The 19,040-nt window shown below is 63.6% G+C and carries 23 protein-coding genes; 12 read left to right on the top strand and 11 right to left on the bottom strand.

Going from position 1 to position 19,040, the window contains the following annotated elements; translation table 11 throughout:
• Nucleotides 1-52 precede the first annotated feature (52 nt).
• The 11 genes from ACTQZK_RS01805 to ACTQZK_RS01755 form a co-directional block, all read right to left on the bottom strand.
• Complete coding sequence (locus ACTQZK_RS01805) at nt 53-1,942, bottom strand: ribonuclease J (protein ID WP_441898182.1); 1,890 nt, start codon at nt 1,940-1,942, stop codon at nt 53-55.
• Between the two features lie 152 nt (nt 1,943-2,094).
• Nucleotides 2,095-2,988 (bottom strand): 4-hydroxy-tetrahydrodipicolinate synthase, encoded by an 894-nt coding sequence (gene dapA / locus ACTQZK_RS01800; RefSeq protein WP_216528525.1) that lies wholly within the window; start codon nt 2,986-2,988, stop codon nt 2,095-2,097.
• A gap of 92 nt (nt 2,989-3,080) precedes the next feature.
• Nucleotides 3,081-3,854, bottom strand: a complete 774-nt coding sequence (dapB, locus tag ACTQZK_RS01795) for a 4-hydroxy-tetrahydrodipicolinate reductase (RefSeq protein WP_441898180.1) — start codon at nt 3,852-3,854, stop codon at nt 3,081-3,083.
• A gap of 297 nt (nt 3,855-4,151) precedes the next feature.
• Nucleotides 4,152-6,386: a polyribonucleotide nucleotidyltransferase gene (locus ACTQZK_RS01790; RefSeq protein ID WP_114566114.1), complete on the bottom strand. Its 2,235-nt coding sequence runs from the start codon at nt 6,384-6,386 to the stop codon at nt 4,152-4,154.
• A 197-nt stretch (nt 6,387-6,583) separates the two neighbouring features.
• A complete protein-coding gene (rpsO, locus tag ACTQZK_RS01785) occupies nt 6,584-6,871 on the bottom strand; it encodes a 30S ribosomal protein S15 (protein WP_114566115.1) in 288 nt (95 codons plus the stop codon).
• A 224-nt stretch (nt 6,872-7,095) separates the two neighbouring features.
• A complete protein-coding gene (locus tag ACTQZK_RS01780) occupies nt 7,096-8,274 on the bottom strand; it encodes a sensor histidine kinase (RefSeq protein ID WP_225749185.1) in 1,179 nt (392 codons plus the stop codon).
• Between the two features lie 25 nt (nt 8,275-8,299).
• Nucleotides 8,300-8,995 carry a response regulator transcription factor gene (locus ACTQZK_RS01775; RefSeq protein ID WP_216528527.1) on the bottom strand — a complete coding sequence of 232 codons (696 nt, stop codon included), beginning with the start codon at nt 8,993-8,995 and terminating at the stop codon, nt 8,300-8,302.
• Between the two features lie 143 nt (nt 8,996-9,138).
• Entirely contained in the window at nt 9,139-10,263 is a 1,125-nt protein-coding gene (locus ACTQZK_RS01770; protein ID WP_417123204.1) for a hypothetical protein, read from the bottom strand.
• Between the two features lie 88 nt (nt 10,264-10,351).
• Nucleotides 10,352-10,984: a hypothetical protein gene (locus ACTQZK_RS01765; protein WP_225749187.1), complete on the bottom strand. Its 633-nt coding sequence runs from the start codon at nt 10,982-10,984 to the stop codon at nt 10,352-10,354.
• 131 nt (nt 10,985-11,115) lie between these two features.
• A complete protein-coding gene (locus tag ACTQZK_RS01760) occupies nt 11,116-11,799 on the bottom strand; it encodes a hypothetical protein (RefSeq protein WP_441898177.1) in 684 nt (227 codons plus the stop codon).
• Nucleotides 11,800-12,207, bottom strand: a complete 408-nt coding sequence (locus tag ACTQZK_RS01755) for a helix-turn-helix domain-containing protein (RefSeq protein WP_441898176.1) — start codon at nt 12,205-12,207, stop codon at nt 11,800-11,802.
• Nucleotides 12,208-12,356: 149 nt separating this feature from the next.
• Here ACTQZK_RS01755 and ACTQZK_RS01750 point away from each other — a divergent pair, with 149 nt between their 5' ends.
• From ACTQZK_RS01750 to ACTQZK_RS01695, 12 genes are all read left to right on the top strand, one after another.
• Entirely contained in the window at nt 12,357-12,524 is a 168-nt protein-coding gene (locus ACTQZK_RS01750) for a hypothetical protein (protein WP_441898175.1), read from the top strand.
• Nucleotides 12,525-12,752, top strand: a complete 228-nt coding sequence (locus ACTQZK_RS01745; protein ID WP_441898173.1) for a helix-turn-helix domain-containing protein — start codon at nt 12,525-12,527, stop codon at nt 12,750-12,752.
• Between the two features lie 23 nt (nt 12,753-12,775).
• Complete coding sequence (locus tag ACTQZK_RS01740) at nt 12,776-13,120, top strand: hypothetical protein (RefSeq protein WP_441898172.1); 345 nt, start codon at nt 12,776-12,778, stop codon at nt 13,118-13,120.
• 87 nt (nt 13,121-13,207) lie between these two features.
• Entirely contained in the window at nt 13,208-13,369 is a 162-nt protein-coding gene (locus ACTQZK_RS01735; RefSeq protein ID WP_225749021.1) for a hypothetical protein, read from the top strand.
• 10 nt (nt 13,370-13,379) lie between these two features.
• The gene (locus ACTQZK_RS01730; RefSeq protein WP_225749194.1) at nt 13,380-13,754 is read left to right on the top strand and encodes a hypothetical protein; all 375 of its coding nucleotides are present in this window, start codon (nt 13,380-13,382) and stop codon (nt 13,752-13,754) included.
• A gap of 74 nt (nt 13,755-13,828) precedes the next feature.
• Entirely contained in the window at nt 13,829-14,065 is a 237-nt protein-coding gene (locus ACTQZK_RS01725; RefSeq protein WP_417123195.1) for a hypothetical protein, read from the top strand.
• Nucleotides 14,062-14,214 (top strand): hypothetical protein, encoded by a 153-nt coding sequence (locus ACTQZK_RS01720; protein WP_417123194.1) that lies wholly within the window; start codon nt 14,062-14,064, stop codon nt 14,212-14,214. The genes ACTQZK_RS01725 and ACTQZK_RS01720 overlap by 4 nt, the downstream gene beginning before the upstream one ends.
• Nucleotides 14,205-14,588 carry a hypothetical protein gene (locus ACTQZK_RS01715; protein ID WP_441898169.1) on the top strand — a complete coding sequence of 128 codons (384 nt, stop codon included), beginning with the start codon at nt 14,205-14,207 and terminating at the stop codon, nt 14,586-14,588. Before ACTQZK_RS01720 ends, ACTQZK_RS01715 begins: the two co-directional genes overlap by 10 nt.
• Complete coding sequence (locus tag ACTQZK_RS01710) at nt 14,585-15,142, top strand: hypothetical protein (protein WP_417123190.1); 558 nt, start codon at nt 14,585-14,587, stop codon at nt 15,140-15,142. The genes ACTQZK_RS01715 and ACTQZK_RS01710 overlap by 4 nt, the downstream gene beginning before the upstream one ends.
• A 44-nt stretch (nt 15,143-15,186) precedes the next feature.
• Entirely contained in the window at nt 15,187-16,485 is a 1,299-nt protein-coding gene (locus tag ACTQZK_RS01705; RefSeq protein ID WP_441898167.1) for a ParB/RepB/Spo0J family partition protein, read from the top strand.
• A 1-nt stretch (nt 16,486) separates the two neighbouring features.
• Nucleotides 16,487-17,857 (top strand): AAA family ATPase, encoded by a 1,371-nt coding sequence (locus ACTQZK_RS01700; RefSeq protein ID WP_441898166.1) that lies wholly within the window; start codon nt 16,487-16,489, stop codon nt 17,855-17,857.
• Nucleotides 17,858-19,033: an ATP-binding protein gene (locus tag ACTQZK_RS01695; RefSeq protein WP_441898164.1), complete on the top strand. Its 1,176-nt coding sequence runs from the start codon at nt 17,858-17,860 to the stop codon at nt 19,031-19,033.
• Nucleotides 19,034-19,040: the final 7 nt, after the last annotated feature.

The following is a 19,040-nucleotide window of genomic DNA, read 5'->3' as shown; positions in this document are numbered from 1 at the left end:
TTTTTCGTCGGCGAGGGCCGCATGCACCCAAGGCACATGCGGCCATTATAGCTTAAACCTCCAGCAAATTTACAATTACCATGGGGCGCGTCTTCGTGCGCTCCCACAGCAGCGAAAGGAGCGCGTCGCGCGCGGCCTTCTTGATCTCTTTAACGCCGCCATCCTTGGAAAGCGCGCGCCCGATGGCGTTCTTCACTGTAGTCTGGGCTTCGCGGACCAGGTAGTCGTCATCTCCGCCCGTGATGCCGTGCATCTCGACTTGCACCGCTCCCGCCACGGACTTCTTCTTCCCGGAAACCGCCGCAGCCACGGCGGCGAATCCTTGAGCCGCCAGCGCGCTGCGCTCGTCGAGCACGCCCTGGGAGGTATCCCCCACCGACAGGCCGTCGACGAACACGATGCCCGACTGCACGATCTCGCCGCGACGGACGCCGCGCGAGGTCAGCTCGAGGCTTTCTCCGTTTTCGCAGATGAACACGTTCTCGGCGGGCACGCCCGTAGCCTCGGCCAAACGCGCATGCGCGCGCAGGTGCGTGGCTTCGCCGTGCACCGGCATGAACGCCTTGGGCTGCACGATGGACAGCACCAGCTTGAGCTCCTCAGCTCCCGCATGACCGGACACGTGGACTCGCGCACGGCTCTTGTCGTACACGTCGGCGCCGATCTTCGCCAGGGAGTTGATAACGCGCGTCACCGCCTTCTCGTTGCCGGGCACCGGCGTGGCGGACACGATGACGGTGTCCCCCTCGTCGATGGAGATGGTGCGATGGTCGCCGTTGGCGATGCGCGCCAGCGCCGAAAGCGGCTCGCCCTGGCTGCCCGTGCACATGATGACCACCTGGTCGGCCGGGATGCCCTTGAGGTCGTAGGCGTCCACGATGTCGGTGTCGCTGATGTCCAGGTAGCCCAAGCGACGGGCGATGTCGGTGTTTTGGATCATCGAACGGCCCGTTACCACCACCTTGCGCCCGTTCGCCACGGCCGCGTCGCAGATCTGCTGCATGCGGTGGATGTGGCTGGCGAACGACGCGATGATGACGCGCCCCTTCGCCTGGGAGATGATCTTCGCCAGTTCTTTGCCCACTTCGGCTTCGGAGGGGGTGAAGTTCGGGTTCTGGGCATTGGTCGAGTCGCTCATCATGAGGTCCACGCCGATGCCGCTGAACTTCGAGAGCGCGGCGAAGTCGGTGGTCACGCCGTCGATGGGCGTTTGATCCAGCTTGAAGTCGCCCGTGTGCAGCACGTTGCCGGCCGGACTCTGGAAGAACACGCCCACCGCTCCGGGGATGGAGTGGTTCACGGCAAAGAACTCGGCGGTGAAGCAACCGAGCTTCACCTGGTCGCCCGGCTTGATCTCCACGAGCTTCGCGTTCTTGATCTTATGCTCAGCGAACTTGCCTTCGATCAGGCCCAGCGTCATCTTCGTGCCGTAGATGGGCACCTGGCGGTCAAGGTCTTTCATGAGGTACGGCAGCGTGCCGGTGTGGTCCTCGTGACCGTGCGTGATGATGATGCCGCGAAGCTTCTCGGCATTTTGCAGAACGTACGTGTAATCGGGCAGGATCAGATCCACGCCCGGATGGTTGTCGTCGGGAAACATCAGGCCGGCGTCGTCGAGTATCATGTCGCCCTTGCATTCGAAGGCCGTCATGTTCTTGCCGATGGCATCAAGGCCTCCCAGCGGGATGATCTTGAGCGTTGCGGAGCCGTCTTTCTTGGGCGACGAGAAGTTGCGTCGCGAGCTCTGGTTTCCGGAACCGGGCGCGCGGCGATTGCCGACGCCTTCCTTCGAGAGCTGCGGACGCCGCCGGTCCAGCTTCACGTGCTTGTACGAACGCGTCTTCTCGCCCGACTGCCCTTGCTGGGGATTGCCGGCTTGGTCCTGTTCGGTTTTGCGCGCACGTCCATTTCCGCGTTGCGCGCGCGGCTTGTTTTCTTCCATGTCATTCCTTTTCATCGTGCGCGCACGTCAGCGCATACGTAAGGAGCCGGGAGACCCGGCTTCCTCGCGCGAAGCCTGAACCAAAACGGCCAGCTTCTACGCTTCCGCACGTCGCTGCTATGTCAATGCGTCGTGACCGACGCTACATTCCTTTATTGCAGTACGCCCGTTTCGCGCATGATCTGCGCCAAACGCTCGGACTGTTCGGGTGTCGCATCCACCAGGGGAAGACGGACGCCGCCTACCGGGAAATCGAGCAGGCGCAGCGCCTCTTTGACGAGGATCGGGTTCGACGTTTCGAACAGGCCCGTCATAAGCGGCATGAGGCGGTCGTTGGCGGCCGCCGCCACTTCCCAATCGCCGGCGGCGCACAGATCGACGATTTCCTTCATACGAGCAGGCGCCACGTTGCCGATCGTCGAGATAACGCCGGCACCGCCCATCTGCATGATGTCGAACGTGGCCGAGTCGTCTCCCGAGTATACGTCGAAGCCTTCGGGGGCAGCGTCGATGATGGCCTTCACCTGGTCCATTCTGCCCGACGCTTCCTTGACGGCTACCACGTTGTCGAATTCGTTGGCCAGGCGCAGCGTGGTTTCCGCTTCCATGTTGACCACGCAGCGACCGGGGATGTTGTACAGGATGATGGGCAGCTCCACCGAGCCCGCGATAGCGCGGAAGTGCTGGTAAATGCCCTCTTGCGGCGGCTTGTTGTAGTACGGGACCACGCACATGAAACCGTCGACGCCCAAGGCTGCGACGTCGCGTGCGAAGTCGACCGTATCGGCAGTGCAGTTGTCGCCAACGTTGGCGATGACGGGGACGCGATCGCCAACGGCCTCGACTACTGCGCTGAACAGCTTCATCTTCTGCGGGTAGAACACGGTCGGGCTCTCGCCCGTGGTGCCGTTGATGATGAGCGAATCGCTGCCGCCGTCGACCAGGCGCACGGCGAGAGCCTGGGCTTTGTCCAGATCCAGTTCGCGATCCTGATTAAAGGGCGTCACCATGGCCGGAATCATGCGACCGAAACGGGGCTGCGACATGCTCGTGCTCCTCACCTTGCTGCAACGCGGCACCGTGCCGCATTGCTGTTCCTACATCATGTACAAACCGTCATTATGCCACGACGCAAGCGTCATGACATGAAGTTCTCCAAACCTACAATGAGGCCTTCGCGCGCGCCTACGCTGCGGATGCCCAGCAGCACGCCCGGCATGTACGACGTGCGATCCCACGAATCGTGGCGAATCGTCAGCGTCTGGCCGAGCGAGCCGAACATGACCTCCTGACTTGCCACGTAGCCCATCGAGCGCACCGCATGCACGGGAACGCCCTCGACGAGCGCGCCGCGCGCGCCCTCCATGCCCTCCATCTCGGTTTCGCGACCCGGAGCCTCGCTTGCGCGACCTCCGCGAGCTTCCGCGATGATCTGCGCCGTGCGCACGGCCGTTCCCGAAGGGGCGTCCTTCTTGTTGCAGTGATGGAACTCGATGACCTCGGCCTCCGGGAAATACGGTGCCGCCGCCTTGGCGAACTCCATCATGAGCACGGCGCCCGTCGTGAAGTTCGGAGCGTAGAACAAGCACGCACCCGGCGCCGCCGCTGCCGCAAGCTCCTCGAGCACCTGGTTTGACATGCCCGTCGTGCCTACGACGCAGTCAACGCCGGCCGACAGGGCCGCGCGCACGTTGTCGGCCACGACGGAAGGCTGCGTGAAGTCCACCAGCACGTCGAACGTCGCGCCTTCGAGCGCCTCGGCAACGCTGGCGAACACGGGCTGCGCAGCGTCGAGCTCCGCTCCGTGCGGATCGATGCCGCAGACGACTTCCATATCCTCGGCCTTCCCTACTGCATCCACCACCGCGGTGCCCATCCGACCTGCACAACCCGACACTGCAACCTTGATCATGTTCTTCCTTTCGTCTTTTGTTTGCAGCATAGTACCACGAGCCGGAAAGGAACGGCGCTGCATCGGCGCATCGGGGCTTCGGCGGCGGGATTGGGCGGCGTTCGCACATGAAGCCCATCAGCGGCAGAACGCCCTGCGTGGTCCCTGCGGGGCGGTTTCGCGCCCAAATCTCCGGAAGCGGCCCTACCGCTTCCGGAGAAACGAAACGGGCGCCGACAACCGCAGGGTCGTCGGCGCCCGTCGTCAAACGAAAACGTTCGAACTCGGAAAACCGCTTCGGCAGCCTTTCCCGAAAGATTAGCCCTCGTGACGCCTGCGAGGCGTACGGCCGTTGCCGCCGTTGCCGCCGCGGCCTTCGCGACCGCTACGACCGGGACGGGTGTCGCGGTCTCCGCGGTCCTCGCGACGCGGACGGTCGCCGCGCTCGGGAGCGGAGCCGGCGGGCGCTTCCGGCTTGTCCAGGCGGTCGAGCGAGATCTTACCGGAGTTGGGATCGACCTCGAGCACCTTCACCTTGACGATGTCGCCCAAGTTCAGCACGTCTTCCACCTTGCCCACGCGGCCGTTCGCCACGCGGCTGATGTGCAGCAGGCCGTCCTTGCCCGGCGTGAGCTTGACGAACGCGCCGAAGTCCTTGATGCCCACGACTTCGCCGTCGAACTCCTCGCCCACCTCGGGCTCCTTGACGATGCCCAGGATCATGGCCTTTGCAGCGTCGCCAGCAGGGCCCTCGATGGCGGCAATGTGGATGGTGCCGTCTTCCTGGATGTCGATGTGCGCACCCGTCTCCTCCTGGATGCCGCGCACGACCTTGCCGCCGCTGCCGATAACGTCGCGGATCTTGTCAACGGGAATGTGAATGGTCTCGATGCGCGGCGCGAACTGGGAAAGCTCCTCGCGCGGCGCGGCGATGGTCTCCAGCATGGCGCCCAAGATGTGAGCGCGGCCCTCGCTTGCCTGCTTGAGCGCGCGAGCGAGGATGTCGACGGACAGGCCGCGGGCCTTGTTGTCCATCTGAAGAGCCGTGATGCCCTTCTCGGTGCCGCACACCTTGAAGTCCATGTCGCCGAGGAAGTCCTCGATGCCCTGGATGTCGGAAAGGATGACCACGTCGTCGCCCTCTTTGATGAGGCCCATGGCAATGCCGGACACGGGAGCCTTGATGGGCACGCCAGCGTCCATGAGCGCCAGCGTGGAACCGCACGTGGACGCCATGGAGGACGAACCGTTGGACTCCAGCACCTCGGACACCACGCGGATGGCGTAGGGGAAGTCGTCCTCGCTCGGCAGAACCGGAATGAGAGCGCGCTCCGCAAGGGCGCCGTGACCGATTTCGCGACGCTTCGGAGCGCCCATGCGGCCGGTTTCGCCCGTGCAGTACGGCGGGAAGTTGTACTGGTGCATATAGCGCTTGCCCTCGGCGGGGTCGATGGTGTCAAGGCGCTGCCACTCGTTCAGCATGCCGAGCGTACAGATGGAAAGCGCCTGCGTCTGTCCGCGCTGGAACAGGCCCGATCCGTGCACGCGGGGCAGGTAGCCCGGCACGATGTAGAGCGGGCGGATGTCCTCGGGGCGACGTCCGTCGGCGCGCTCGCCCGTCTCGATGACCATGGCGCGCATGGCCTTCTTCTCGAGCTTCTTGAGCTCGGCGGAAACGTCGCCCTTCCAGGCGGCCAGTTCCTCGTCCGTGAACTGCTCGGCCTTGATGCGGTTCTTGAGCTCTTCCACCTTGCCCATGCGAGCCTGCTTGTCGGCGTCGCGCAGCGCGGCGGCCATCTCGGCCTCGAACGGAGCGATGCGCTCGGCGATAGCCGGATCGGCCACATGCACGGGCCACTCGCGCGGCTCGATATGGGCGCGGTCGAGGAAGCGCTGCTGCGCCTCGCAGAACGCGGCGATGGCCTCCTGGCCGAACGTCATGGCCGCCAGCATGTCCTCTTCGGAGATCTCGTCGGCGCCGGCCTCCACCATGGAGATGTAGTCGGCCGTACCGGCGATGGTCAGCTCGAGGTCGGAGTTCTCGGATTCCTCGAACGTCGGGTTGACGATGAACTCGCCCGTTTCGGGGTTGCGGCCGATGCGCACGCACGCAGCAGGGCCGTCGAACGGAGCGGCGCCCAGCATGAGGGCCGCGGAAGCGCCCATGACGCACACGGTGTCGGGCGGGTTGATGCTATCCACCACGAGCGTCGTGCACACGATGTGCACCTCGCGCTTGAATCCGTCCACGAAACCGGGGCGGATGGGACGGTCGACCATGCGCGCGGTCAGCGTGCCCTTGTCGGACGGACGCGCTTCGCGCTTGAGGTAGCCGCCGGGGATGCGGCCGACGGCGTACATCTTCTCGATGAAGTCGACCGTAAGGGGAAAGAAGTCGTAGTCTTTCTCCTGGTTCGAGATGACGGCCGTCACCAGCACGGTGGTGTCGCCCTGAGTGACGACGACCGAGCCCGTGGCCTGCTTGGCCAGCTCGCCTGTCTCCAAACGGTACTGCTTCCCGTACAGTTCGAAGGATTCGACGATTTTCTCCATAAGCTTCTTTTCTTTCTCTTCACCTGAGCGGCCCTAGTGCTGCTCAGCTTCTTCGGCGACGAGGTACTTACGTTTTCTCTCTGCCGCGAGCGAATGCGCCCTTGCGCTTCCGACCGCTTGTATTTCCAACCCCGCTCGTGCGGGGAAAGATCCCTGCGTTTATGCGAAAAAGCCCGCCGGGGCGGGCTTCTCGGAGCTTAGATGTTGTCGCGGATGCCCAACTTCTTGATGAGCACGCGATACTCTTCGATGTTGCGGTTCTTGACGTACTTCAGAAGACCGCGACGCTTACCGATGAGCATCATGAGGCCACGGCGCGTGTGGTTGTCCTTCTTGTGCACCTTCAAGTGCTCGGTCAGGTTGCGGATGCGCTCGGAAAGAATCGCGATCTGCACCTCGGGGCTACCGGAGTCGCCCTCGCCCTTACCGAACTCCTTGATGAGCTCCGCGGTACGCTCCTTGCTGATGCTAAGCCTATCAGCCATGTCTCCACCTTTCCTGCGGGCCTTGCGGCTCCGCGTTTTCTGCGCTCGTCCGAAAACGGAGCGCGGGGTACGCGCTTTCCTCTGGGTGGACATACGGTGGACGTATGCGAACCAAGCGGAAAGTGCCTGCGTTTTCGCAGCCCGCCTATTGTATGCCAAGCACCCGCGCCCGGCAAGCAGACGATACGGGCGCGCCACAGCTTGCCCACATATAACGGCGTCGGTCACTCGCAAGCGCTCTGCGACGGCGCGATCACGCTCGGCCCCTGGGGAATCCAGATGGTGAACGAAGTGACGCCCGCATCGCTTGTCGCATAGATGTCGCCGCCGTGCGCCCGCGCTATCTCGCGCGCGATGGCAAGCCCCAGCCCCGCCCCTCCCGACGAGGCGCGCGCCTCGTCCGCGCGGAAGAACTTCTCGAAAATGCGCTCGATATGCTGGGGAGACAGTTCGCGGCCCCGGTTGGTCACCGTCAGCTCCCACCACACGAAGCCGTCCGCCGCAACGGTCAAGTTCGTGCGCACGACCACGTCGGTTCCGGCATCGGCGTACGCCACCGCGTTCTTCATCACGTTGTTGAGCACGCGCGCGACGCGGCTTGCGTCCGCAAAGACCGAAAGCTCCTCGGGTCCTTCGTAGGCCAGGCTCAGGGCGCGCCCTTCGGCCAGAGGATAGAACTCCTCGATCACCTGGTTCACGAACAGAACGCCGTCGAAACGCGAGCGCTCAATGGGAAGCGCCTGTAAATTGTACCGCGTGATCTCGAAGAACTCTTCGAGCAGCTCCTCAAGCCGATGCGCCTTCGCCAACGCGATGCCCGTGTAGCGAGCGCGGACTTCCACTGGTAAGTCGGGCGACTCTTCAAGCAGCGAGAGGTAGCCGATAATGGACGTGAGCGGCGTCTTGATGTCGTGCGCCAAGTACATGACCAGCTCGTTTTTGCGCTCCTCGGCCGCCTTGGCCGTGCGCTCGTTCTGCTCCGACTCCACCTTTATCCCGTTCAAAGCCATGGCCGTTGGAGCCAGCTCGGCCGGCAGCACGATGGGGCCTTCCCGCTTCGCGAGAATGTCGGACACCGAGTCGAGCAGCAGATCGAAGTAGCCGAGCGCCCGGTTAATGCCGGAGCGCACCACCAGCACAATTCCCAGGACGAACCCGCAAATCGTCAGCGGGATGAACAGCATGGCGATCAGTCCGTGAATCTGGTCGTTGTACAGCACCAATCGGTAGACGAGGTTGGATACGACGTTGCCCAGCGTCAGCATGAACAGCGCGAACCCTGCTATGTACGCCACCGAGAACAGGATCACGTTCACGATCGTACGGCGCAAAATGGCATTCGAAAGCCTGCGCGTCTGATCCTGCCGGGCCTGGTCGAGGACCGTTTCCTTCATAGCATCCATCCCTTTCCTTGCAAGCGCGAGGCTGTCAGCCCAACTTGTACCCGACGCCCCACACCGTCTCGATGAATTCCTGCGAGGAATCCACGGCGGCCAGCTTCTTGCGCACGTGCCTGATATGCACCATGACCGTGTTGTTGCTTTGAGGGTTCGCAGGTTCGTTCCATACGCTCTCGAACAGCGATTGCGATGCCACCGGCCGCCCTTTCGCGCGCAGCAGCTCCGCCAGTATAGCGAACTCCTTCGGCGTGAGCGTGAGCGGTTCGCCGTGCAGCGAGGCTTCGTGGGCACCCTCGTCGAGCACGATTCCGCTCGATTCCAACAGCGACGGCGTTGACCGCGCATCTGAGGGTTGAGCCGTGCGGCGAAGACGCGCCCGTACGCGGGCTATCAGCTCGCGCGGCTTGAACGGCTTGACCACGTAGTCGTCGGCGCCCAGCTCGAAGCCGACCACCTTGTCGATCTCCTCGTCTTTCGCCGTGAGGAAAATGATGGGAACGGCGCTTGTCCTGCGGATCTCGCGACAGCAGGCGAACCCGTCCATACCGGGCATCATGATATCGAGGATGACGAGGTCGAACCCCTCGCGCTCGAAAACGTCGAGCAGATCGGCGCCCGCGTAGAACACCGCGGGCTCGAAGCCCCGCTCGGAAAGCAGCTGTCCTACCAGGTCGGCGATGGCCTGCTCGTCATCGCATACGGCCACCCGGTTCCTCGACTCCACGTCTAGCCCCTTTCCTTGCCTCTCGTTGGATTCATTGTATCCGCCCCGGTCGATCCCCCGGTCGCGGCGACTCAAAATTTAAGGAAAGCTTAAGATTTAATCTCTCTGACCTGGGGTTATTCGTCGAAATATCCTTAAATATCCTAACTGGACGCAGATTGCACCAAGGCGCGGCCCACGGCGTCCACCAGGTTGTCGACCGTCGGCTTGAGGTAGTGCTTGCCGGTCACCCCCGGCAGGACGTGCCCCATAAGGAATTCCAACGTGTCGAAGTCTACCATCCAATCGTACTGGGCGATGGTGCGCCATGAGTTCCGGAGGCTGGCGAACGGTATCGCGTCAGAGCCGGCGGACGCTTCCCAGGCGTGCTTCAACGAGTTCATGCTGAGCGGCACCCCGTCGCCGCGGTCGGCCATCCATCCCGACCCCTCGGCTATCCTCTGGCGCGCTATTTCGTGCAAGCGGACCCCGTAAGGCTCCGGTATGACGGTCGTCCTCACGCTCTGCGGGTTCTTGAGATCGCCGTCCGGCATCGGGGCCTCCCCCGCCTTCTCCATGCGACGCACTATCGGCACGACCGCCAGTCGCACGCCGTGGGATTCGACGAGCTCCACTTCCTCCGGCTTGACGCCCAGCGACTCGCCCGTGCGCGCCCCTCCGAAGCAAGCCATTATGTAGGGTGCTTCGACGATGGTCCCTCGCAGCTTCGCGAGCACGGCTTCCGCGCGCGCAAGGTCGTACGTCCCGACTCGCCTCTCGATCGCTTTTCTGACCGGCATCTCGTACGGAAGCCGGAACTTGTTCGATAGGACCAGATCGTACTGGACCGCGAAGTCCAGCACTTTGCGCAGGATCACGACGGCATGGCTAGCATTGCCGACGGAGAGCGTCAGGAGCCACTCCTGGACCCTCGCCGGCTCGACGCTGTCCACGGGCACGCGATCCCATCGCGGCGCCGCCACGTTGCGCCAGCAGACGGCGTACGCGTCGCGGGTGTTCGGCTTCGTGCGACCGTCCGCAACCCGCCGCTCGATCCACGGCAGGTACCACATTCGGTACGCCTCCCCTATGGTCGGGACGGGGCGGTCCTCCGAATGCTCGACCTCCAGGCGGCTCAGCTCGAAGCACGCCTCCTTGTAAGTGCACTCGACGGTGCGCGAGCGCCGCTTCCGCCCCTCCGGCGTGTTCTCCGTCCAGCGCAGGACGTGCTTGGTTTTCGTCACGCTCGTGATCGATCCCCATGAGCGCCGCCGTTTCTTCCTCGGCATGGTACAATTCACCTTGCCTTTCCGTCAGGTTAGGTTGCACCCCCGCCCAGGTCGCCAAACTTACGCGGGGGTGCGATTGCCGTAGACCCTACTTGGACATCTCCTCGATCGCTCCTTTTATAGCGGTTCCCGCTTTGGCTATCTCGCTTTTCAGGCCGCTGCCGTTTTTACCGATGGAATCGGCGATCCTCTCGACCGCGCGCCTGGTTTGGCGCTCTTCTGAATCTGTATATATCGAGCCAAGAAATGCATCGTAATCCAGAAAGTACTCGTCGCAAAACCGGGTTCCTTCTTTATTGCTTCTACCGTAATAGAATACTCGAACCGGTATAACTCCAACAGGATCACGAAATACGGCATCGGACGATATCCCGACCACTGAGTCCACGTACGTTCCGGGAGCGAGCATTTTAATCCCGCTTTTGTTGAGCTTGTCCACGAAGCCACGATCCAAACAATCGAGCCCAGGCAGGCCATTCAGTTCAAACGATATGTCGAAAGCCACGCCGTTTCCAATGTTCTTCACCCAGAGAACAATGGATCCTTTCGATCTGTCGTGGTCGACGTAGACGATCACGTTAGGACGCGTTTGGGACAAGTACACTTTGCGCGAAACGATCGCCGACGCTATAGCGCCGACAGCGGCAACAGCCGCCACCAGCACCGAAAGGTACGGTAACGCCTGGCCCCAATCGAAATGTGACATATCTGGGATGTTCATACTGCATCCTTTACCGTTAGGAGAAGCTCCATGAGCATAGACACGCTGTTCAAGATCGTCATCGGCTGCTGGATCGTCGTCCTCGCCCTCCTACTGTGCATGCTCGCCATCATGACGGTGGCGCTCTTCTATTAGAGCTTCTTCTCTTTAAGACGCTCGAATCCTTCTATCTTGCTTTTCGCTTCGTCCAAAAAGAACTGGGTCTCCGTAGAAACGGCCTTGTTCATTTCGGGCGTCAACCTCAAATCGAACGAATCCCCATCGCTGTAGCAATGCATGGTCGCCTCCGTCGGCATCATGGCGACGCCTATCCCGGCGAGCTCAATCGCATCTTGTGCTTCGATCTGCAGCTTCGCTCCCATAGAAGCATCCATCACCAACCTCACTTGGGAGGCGGTCATCTCGGCGATTTTCGAACGAAGGAACTCCCTTGTCCTGTTCCGCTTGTCAGTCTCCGTCATCACGGTACGTTGCCCCTGGATTGGGCGCTTTTCAAGTTCGGCCACCTGTTTTTCTAGTTCGGCGAACTCGACGTCTTTGGCCTCGAGTTCGGCATCCTTGGCTTTGATCCGCGCTGCCACCCGCCACTTCATGACTGGGATGGCAATAGAGCATGCGATCCCCGCGCCGGCGATTGCGGCGAGGGCGCAGGAGAGGACGAGTGCATTCTGATTTGCGGCCATCTGCTCTTCGAGCCAGCCGTTGATAGACGACAAGATGATCGCCGGAAAAAACACCGAGCCGAAGATGCCAGCGGCTCCGACACCGCCATACTTGGCGATCGAATCAAATACATCTCCCTTTTCCTCGCTCATCTACGCTCCCTTCGCGATCTGACCGTCAGCACGTTCCGGCCTGTCTTTAACGATTCGGTTGGCCGTGTCCCTCTCCATGGACCGGGCAACCGCGGCGAGGGTCTCCTTCCCGCTCTCGTTCATGTTCTCGTAGCTCGCGTTGAGTGCAGCCTGCCCTGGGTCGTCGTAGGCGCGATCGGGGGGCTTGCGTCCTCCCAAAGCGTCGAGGGTGCAGTCCAGCGCGTCGGCAAACTCCCAGGCACGCTCATAAGAGAGGCTTATTCTTCCCTGCTCATATCCAGTATAAGTATCCTTGCTTAAGCCAACATGGTCTGCAAAAGCCTTGGCAGACTTGAATCCGGCAGCCTTTCTTGCGGCCTGAAGATGTGTGCCTATAGCTTTTGCGCGCTCTTTGGTGTCAATTCCCACAATCTCCTCCTCATTAAGTGCAAAAAATATTATCTCCTAGATACAAAAAAATCAACCTCGTTTGAGAATTTTTGTTGACATAGGGTCGTATAAAGACTAGTCTAGGCAAATAGTTAGTCGTTAAACGATCAATATTGAAGGAGAAGCCGGTGAGAATGTTCCGCGCAGTTGCTACGGGGTTCGCCTGGGCGGCGATTGTGTGCTTCGTGGGCGCCTTCCTCGGAGGACTGCAGGAGGAAGCGGGTCTTCTGATCTGCTCCTGCTTTCTGGCGGGCTTCTCCGCCGTGGCGCTGTTGGTGACGAAAGGGGGTGAGTGAATGCCGTACGACAAGAACGTCCTGGCCGCGAACCTGCGGGCATTCCGCGCGAGGGCGCGCATGAAGCAGTCCGAGGTCGCCGCCGCCGTCGGCGTGACCGCGAACACGATCATGAACTACGAGAACGGCGAGGGCGGCATCGGCTACGAGACCGCCTGGGCGCTGGCCGACCTGTTCGGCGTGACGCTGGGCGAACTCGGCGGACGTGACGAGAGCGAAACGGAATAGAAGCAGGATAGAGAGGAAGACCAATGGGACTGTTCGAATTCGCAAGCCAGATCGCGACGCCGGACTACGTCGCGGCGAAGATCGCTTCGTGCGAACTCGCGATCTCAGGGTACCAGATGGCCGTCGCCATCGAGTTGTCGATCGTCGCCGTCTGCGCCGTCGCCGCAGTGGCTGCCTGGCGCAAGGAGGAGCACGGCGGAGAGACCGTTTGGGCCGGGGTTTGCTGGGTTGCGACCATCATCGGCGCAATAGCCGCATTCTCCATGCTTCTCAGCTTGGCTTCAATCGGCTCTGAATACCAGAACCTCGCAGCATGGAGCAACGACCCGGTGACGGAGGTCGCCACGAGGCTGGCCGACAAGCTGTAAGAGCCGGCCGCGGCGATTCGTGTTTTTTCTCGACATCGTCAAGCTCGCGAAAAGCCGAAAGGAAGCGAAAAGGAGGTGAATGCCCAGATGGAATGGATTACGGATTGGATCCGCCAATGGGACGGACCAAGCGTCGCGATCTTAGTAAGCATCTTTTTTACCTATTCCGAAGCGCTAAAGGCCAACAAGCGCCTTTATCGCATCGAACAGGAGGCCGCCCGAGACGCAAAGTCGAACCGTCAACGATAGGAGGCGAGACATGGCAACGCCTAGGAAGTACCCCACCCTCGCCGAGTTCGAGGAGCTCAAGGAGGCCGTCGCCCGCATCGAGTCGGGGATGGCCGAGAAGCAGCGCCGCGCTTCCGTGCACGTGGACGCGCAGCAGATCGCAGACGCGCTCGGGCTGATGGACGCGTACGGGGACACGGTAGCCGTCGGCGACAAGCTGCTGTCGCTGGCCGACGGGAAGGTCTACACCGTCGACTCCGTGCACATCAGGAGGTCGAGTCCCGGAAGCGTGAACGTCGGAGCCAACCTGGCCGACGAATCGAACGTCATCGTGAATGGAACCAGGCCGATCGCCGTAGACATGCAGCTGATGGGCTACGCGCTGAACAAGAAAGCCACCGCGTAATGCGGTGGCCGGAAAGACAAGCGGGCGGCAATCCCTGCCAGGAACGCCCGCATGACATGAGAGAGGATACCACAATGGAGACCATCGGAGATACCGGTCAGCTCCTCGGGATGGCCCGTTTGGTCGGGCTGCCGGTCAAAGGAGCGTACACCATCAGCGAGATCGCGGCGGCGTCGGGCGTATCCCCCACGACGCTTCGGCGCGAAGCCAGCCGAGGGCGACTGAGGACGTTCCTGCCGCCAGGCCGCGAGCGAGGGCAGCTGGTGAAGCCCGAATGGTTCGACGAATGGTTCGAGGAGGGCGTCAGATGAAGGGATCGTCGTTCAATGGCCGCGAAAGCGGGCGGCGCGGAGCATACAACGACATGCGAAGCGATCTGCTGTTCGCGTTCGGGTCGTTCGCCGTCACCTACGCCGTCATCGTTCTGGCGGCGCACGGCATGGCGCAAGGATGGTGGTGACCGTGGAGCAGGCGCCCGCGATGAAGGCGGCCCGCGAGGCCGTTGCATGGGCCAAGGCCCCGTCGAAGGTCGACCCGGCCGTCAACAACTACACGGCGCTGTACCTGGACGTGCTGCGCGTCGTCCGCACGACGGACGCGGGCCAGGCGGTCGTGCACCAGCTCCCCGGCTTGGCCATGGCCCACTGGCCGTGCCTGTCCAGGCTGCTGATCATGGACAATCCCGGCCTGGCCGACCGGATACACCCGCATCTCGACCCGACGCTCGACAGCCAGGCCGGCACGACGTGGCTGCAGCTGCAGTTCGCCGAGGTCACGGGGCGCCGCCTCCTGGTCCGCAGCTGGCGGCACGTGAAAGCGTCCATGCCGCGATGACGCGAAGAGGATCGGCCCAGAGGGCGTGGACCACCGCCGAGATCGACCGGCTGCGCGACATGGCCGGCAGGATCCCCGTGCGCGAGATATGCCGCAACCTCAAGCGCTCGCGCAAATCGGTGGAGCACGCCGCCGCCAGGCTCGGCCTGTCCCTGAGGTGCTGCCGCACGAGGCTCGTATGGTGCGACGAGTGCGCCACGTGGCGCTCCGCCCTCGACAGGGACGGAAGGTGCCGGGTGTGCCGGATGCGCGAGCAGCTGGCAGGGCGCGAGGCGGCGTGCGCCGAGGCGCTGGCGGCCATGACCCCGGAGCAGCGAGCGGTGTACGCCGAGAGCGAGGCAAAGAGATCGACGCGCCGGTTCCCAGCGAGGCCGAGGCCCGCCAAGCGCGAGAGCTGCCCCATGAGCCGCTACGAGAGGGACAAGGCGCAGGCGGAGTACCTGCTCGATCTTGAAAAGTGGGAGTACCGCCGCCTCAAGCTGCCGTACGACGCCGCCAAGACACGACTGCGCCGCATGCGGGAAGTCACGGGAACGAACCCGAGAAAAAAGTGAAACGAGTGGGGGTTTTCAACGAAATCCCTGTTAGGAGGGTGTCAATGGAACTCAGAGAAATCAATGTCGAGGACGTGTACCCCGACGAGATGAACCCGAGGCAGGACTTCGGCGACATCGCCGCCCTGGCCGAGAGCTGCATGCTCAACGCGGTCAACCCCGGCGAGCCGGTGAACCCCATCGTGGTCGTGCAGGACGGAGGCATCTACCGCATCGTGGACGGCGAGCGCCGATACAAGGCCATGAAGGCCAACCGCCTCAAGCGCTGCCATGCCGTCGTGTGCGACGGCATGGACGAGGCCAACGCCATGGTGGCCATGGTCGCGACCGACGACAAGCGCCAGCTGACCGAGATCGAGCGAAGCCGCGGCGTCCAGCAGATGCTGCTGCTCGGCGTGGACCCGGAGAAGGTCGAGCGCGCTGGGCGCATGGCCAAGGGCAGCGCCGCGAGGCTGCGGCGCGCCAGGAAGGCCGTCGACGACGCGGGAGACGACATGACGCTCGACCGCATGCTGGCCATAGCCGAGTTCGACGAGGCCGGCGACGAGGACGCGGTCGAGCAGCTTGCCAGCTGCCGGCACGAGGACTGGCGGCGCATCGCCAAGGATCTCCGCGAGAAGGCCGAGAACGAGCGGGCCATGGCGGAGCTGCGCTCCAAGGCCGCGGAGCTCGGCATCGAGCTGCTGGGAAGCGTCGAGGGCATGTCCTACGTGGCGACCTGCCGCACTCCTGGCGACCTGGAGACCGCTCGCGCCGACGCCCCCGAGGGGGCCGCGTACGTTGCGATCGCGGACCGATGGAACGGCGCGCGCGTCGTCGTCTACGCGCCGGACGAGGCCGAGGACCCCGAGGCGTCGGCGGCTCGCGAGCTCGCCGACGCGTACGCAAATGCGGCCGAGAAGGCGCTGGACTCCGTCCGCGACTACCTGGTGGCCGCGCTCATGGAGGGGCCGTACCCGGAGAAAACCATGGCGCGCGCCATGGACGAGTTCATGGGCTGCGACGATCAGTGGAGCCGCCGCAGCAAGGCGGCGGAGGCCGTGAACGCATCGGGCTGGGACGGCCCGCGCCGGATCGGAAAGGCCACCTGCATGGCAGGCGTGTCGATTCTGCAGGATTGGCTCTCGTCCGCCCGCAGAGTCAAGGTCGCGATCCCGTACGCGACCGGAGCCGACGAGGGGCATCCCCGCTGGGCCGTCGAGTACGCGAGGGCGTTCCGCGACGCCGTGACCCTGGCGAAGGCCGACGGCTGGGAGATGCCGCTCTCATGCGCCGACGTCGTCGCCGAGGTGGGCGCATGGCTCGAATCAGCGCCTGAGGAAGAAACCGAAGAGGAGGAATAGAATGGCCGTGAAGATAAACAGCCTGGAAGTCGAGAACGTCAAGCGCGTGAAGGCCGTGGCCCTCGAGCCGTCCGAGGACGGGCTCACCGTCATCGGCGGGCGCAACGGGCAGGGCAAGACCAGCGTGCTCGACGCCATCGCCTGGGCGCTCGGCGGCGACCGCAAGCGGCCGAGCGACGCCAAGCGGGACGGCAGCGCGACCGACCCGCATCTGCGGGTGGAACTGTCCAACGGCATCGTCGTGGAGCGCCGCGGCAAGTCCGGCTCGCTGAAGGTGACGGACCCGGAGGGCCGCAAGGGCGGGCAGCAGCTGCTCGACTCGTTCGTGGAGTCGCTCGCGCTCGACCTGCCGAAGTTCCTCGCGATGAACGACAAGGACAAGGCCCGCACGCTGCTCGGCATCATCGGCGTGGGCGAGGACCTGGCGCGCCTGGAGCTGGAGGAGCAGACGCTCTACAACCAGCGCACCGGCATCGGGCAGATGCGCGACCAGAAGAAGGGCGCGGCAGCCGACATGCCCATGCACCCCGACGCGCCCGCCGAGCCGGTGAGCGCCATGGAACTGATCCAGAGCCAGCAGGAGATCCTGGCGAAGAACGGCGAGAACCAAGCGAAGCGGCAGAAGGCGGAGCAGTTGAAAGCGGCGTACGACAACGCCACGAACGATGCGCTGCTGATCCAGGAGCAGATCGCCGGCATGCAGAAAGCCCTCGAAGCGAAGCGCGAGGAGGTCTCCGACCTGCACGCCGACCTCCTGATCGCGAAGAAGACCGCCGAGGAGCTGCAGGACGAGTCCACGGCCGAAATCGAGGAAGAGCTGCAGCAGATCGAGACCGTCAACGCGAAGGTCCGCGACAACCAGCGCCGCCTGGACGCGGAGCGCGAGGCCGAGGAACTCGACGAGCAGTACGCGGAGATGACCGAGCGCATCGAGTCGGTGCGTCGGGCGAAGATGGACCTCCTGAAGGGCGCCGACCTCCCGCTGCCCGGCCTTGCGGTCGAGAACGGCCTGCTGACCTACCAGGGCCGCAAGTGGGACTGCATGAGCGGCTCCGAGCAGCTGCGGGCCGCAACCGCGATCGTGCGGCGCCTCAAGCCAGAGTGCGGGTTCGTCCTCGTCGACAAGCTGGAGCAGATGGACGCCGAGACCATGCGCGAGTTCGGGGAGTGGGCCGAGGCCGAGGGCCTGCAGGTCATCGCCACCCGCGTCAGCACGGGAGACGAGTGCTCCATCGTCATCGAGGACGGCTACGGCGGACAGGCTGCGCATCCCGACGCGGGAAAGGTGCTCAACTGCGGCAATCCCATCGCCCCGAACCATGCCGTGCTCGACGCCGAGGCCGTCGAGACCGAGTCGAAGTGGGTGATGTAGATGGCGCTCAACATCACGCGCGGCATCGTGCCGAAGGCGCAGAAGGTCGTCGTGTACGGGCCCGAAGGCGTAGGCAAGACCCTGTTCGCGTCGAAGTTCCCCGATCCGCTGTTCATCGACACCGAGGGCTCTACCGAGCACTACGACGTGGCCCGCACGGAAGTCCCGCGAAGCTGGCAGATGCTGCTCGACCAAGTGCGCGAGGTCAAGGCAGCGCTCCCCTGCTCGACCATCGTGATCGACACCGCCGACTGGGCCGAGCAGCTGGCGATCCGCCACGTCTACGCCGAGAAGAACTGGAAGAGCATAGAGGACGCGGGCTACGGAAAAGGCTACACGTTCGTGGTCGAGGAGTTCGGCAAGCTCCTCAACCTGCTGTCCGACGTCGCGGAGGCGGGCGTCAACGTGGTGCTCACGGCCCACGCTGCGATCCGCAAATTCGACCAGCCCGACGAGGCCGCGAGCTACAACCGCTGGGCGCTCGCGCTCATCGACGCGGCGAAGATGTCGAACGCTGCGAAAACGAAGGAATGGGCGGACGCGGTGCTGTTCGCCAACTACGAGACGATCGTGGAGACGGTCGGCGAGGGAAAGGGCGCGAAGGGCAAGGCCCGCGGCGGCCAGAAGCGCGTGCTTCACACGCAGCACCATGCGTGCTGGGACGCGAAGAACCGCTGGGGCCTGCCGCCGGAGATCCCTCTCGACTACGCGCAGATAGCGGCCTTCGTGCCGACGGCGGCTCCGAGCCCGACGCTGCAAGCCGCGCCAACTCCTGCCGCAGCGGCCCCGGCACCTGCCGCTCAAGCATCTCCCGCCCAGAGCAGCGCGCCGCGCCAGGATCGCCCCGCCGCTCCGAAGCCCGTGCAGAGCGTCACGTTCGCGCAGGACGGCACGGTGGTGAGCGACACGGCGAAGGCGGCTGCCTCCGGCCTCCCCGGCTTCTGGGCGCCCGCGCTGCAGCTGATGGAGAAGGACGGAGTGACCATCGACGACATAGTCGCGAACGCGGTCTACAGGAAGCACTTCACGCCCGACACGCCGCCAAGCCGCTATCCGAAGGACTACGTGGAGGGCGCGATCGTCACCCAGTGGCCGAAAGTAGTGGAAAACGTGCGGAACCTCCGCGAGAAAAACGAACCGGTGCCGTTCGGCGCGCCGGATATGACCAAAGCTTAGGAAAGGA

The sequence above is a fragment of the Paraeggerthella sp. LCP19S3_G8 genome (assembly GCF_052119225.1).
In the GTDB taxonomy this organism is placed as follows: Bacteria; Actinomycetota; Coriobacteriia; order Coriobacteriales; family Eggerthellaceae; genus Paraeggerthella; species Paraeggerthella hominis.
This window is presented reverse-complemented; position numbering and strand designations above follow the sequence as displayed.

Excerpts from the sequence above, each read along its gene's own strand:
- ACTQZK_RS01790 (WP_114566114.1), bottom strand. The coding sequence starts at position 6,386 with ATGGAGAAAATCGTCGAATCCTTCGAACTGTACGGGAAGCAGTACCGT.
- ACTQZK_RS01770 (WP_417123204.1), bottom strand. The coding sequence starts at position 10,263 with ATGCCGAGGAAGAAACGGCGGCGCTCATGGGGATCGATCACGAGCGTG.
- ACTQZK_RS01765 (WP_225749187.1), bottom strand. The coding sequence starts at position 10,984 with ATGAACATCCCAGATATGTCACATTTCGATTGGGGCCAGGCGTTACCG.
- ACTQZK_RS01780 (WP_225749185.1), bottom strand. The coding sequence starts at position 8,274 with ATGGATGCTATGAAGGAAACGGTCCTCGACCAGGCCCGGCAGGATCAG.
- ACTQZK_RS01745 (WP_441898173.1), top strand. The coding sequence starts at position 12,525 with ATGCCGTACGACAAGAACGTCCTGGCCGCGAACCTGCGGGCATTCCGC.
- ACTQZK_RS01760 (WP_441898177.1), bottom strand. The coding sequence starts at position 11,799 with ATGAGCGAGGAAAAGGGAGATGTATTTGATTCGATCGCCAAGTATGGC.
- dapA (WP_216528525.1), bottom strand. The coding sequence starts at position 2,988 with ATGTCGCAGCCCCGTTTCGGTCGCATGATTCCGGCCATGGTGACGCCC.
- ACTQZK_RS01695 (WP_441898164.1), top strand. The coding sequence starts at position 17,858 with ATGGCGCTCAACATCACGCGCGGCATCGTGCCGAAGGCGCAGAAGGTC.
- ACTQZK_RS01700 (WP_441898166.1), top strand. The coding sequence starts at position 16,487 with ATGGCCGTGAAGATAAACAGCCTGGAAGTCGAGAACGTCAAGCGCGTG.
- rpsO (WP_114566115.1), bottom strand. The coding sequence starts at position 6,871 with ATGGCTGATAGGCTTAGCATCAGCAAGGAGCGTACCGCGGAGCTCATC.
- dapB (WP_441898180.1), bottom strand. The coding sequence starts at position 3,854 with ATGATCAAGGTTGCAGTGTCGGGTTGTGCAGGTCGGATGGGCACCGCG.
- ACTQZK_RS01735 (WP_225749021.1), top strand. The coding sequence starts at position 13,208 with ATGGAATGGATTACGGATTGGATCCGCCAATGGGACGGACCAAGCGTC.
- ACTQZK_RS01725 (WP_417123195.1), top strand. The coding sequence starts at position 13,829 with ATGGAGACCATCGGAGATACCGGTCAGCTCCTCGGGATGGCCCGTTTG.
- ACTQZK_RS01710 (WP_417123190.1), top strand. The coding sequence starts at position 14,585 with ATGACGCGAAGAGGATCGGCCCAGAGGGCGTGGACCACCGCCGAGATC.
- ACTQZK_RS01705 (WP_441898167.1), top strand. The coding sequence starts at position 15,187 with ATGGAACTCAGAGAAATCAATGTCGAGGACGTGTACCCCGACGAGATG.
- ACTQZK_RS01715 (WP_441898169.1), top strand. The coding sequence starts at position 14,205 with ATGGTGGTGACCGTGGAGCAGGCGCCCGCGATGAAGGCGGCCCGCGAG.
- ACTQZK_RS01720 (WP_417123194.1), top strand. The coding sequence starts at position 14,062 with ATGAAGGGATCGTCGTTCAATGGCCGCGAAAGCGGGCGGCGCGGAGCA.
- ACTQZK_RS01730 (WP_225749194.1), top strand. The coding sequence starts at position 13,380 with ATGGCAACGCCTAGGAAGTACCCCACCCTCGCCGAGTTCGAGGAGCTC.
- ACTQZK_RS01740 (WP_441898172.1), top strand. The coding sequence starts at position 12,776 with ATGGGACTGTTCGAATTCGCAAGCCAGATCGCGACGCCGGACTACGTC.
- ACTQZK_RS01805 (WP_441898182.1), bottom strand. The coding sequence starts at position 1,942 with ATGGAAGAAAACAAGCCGCGCGCGCAACGCGGAAATGGACGTGCGCGC.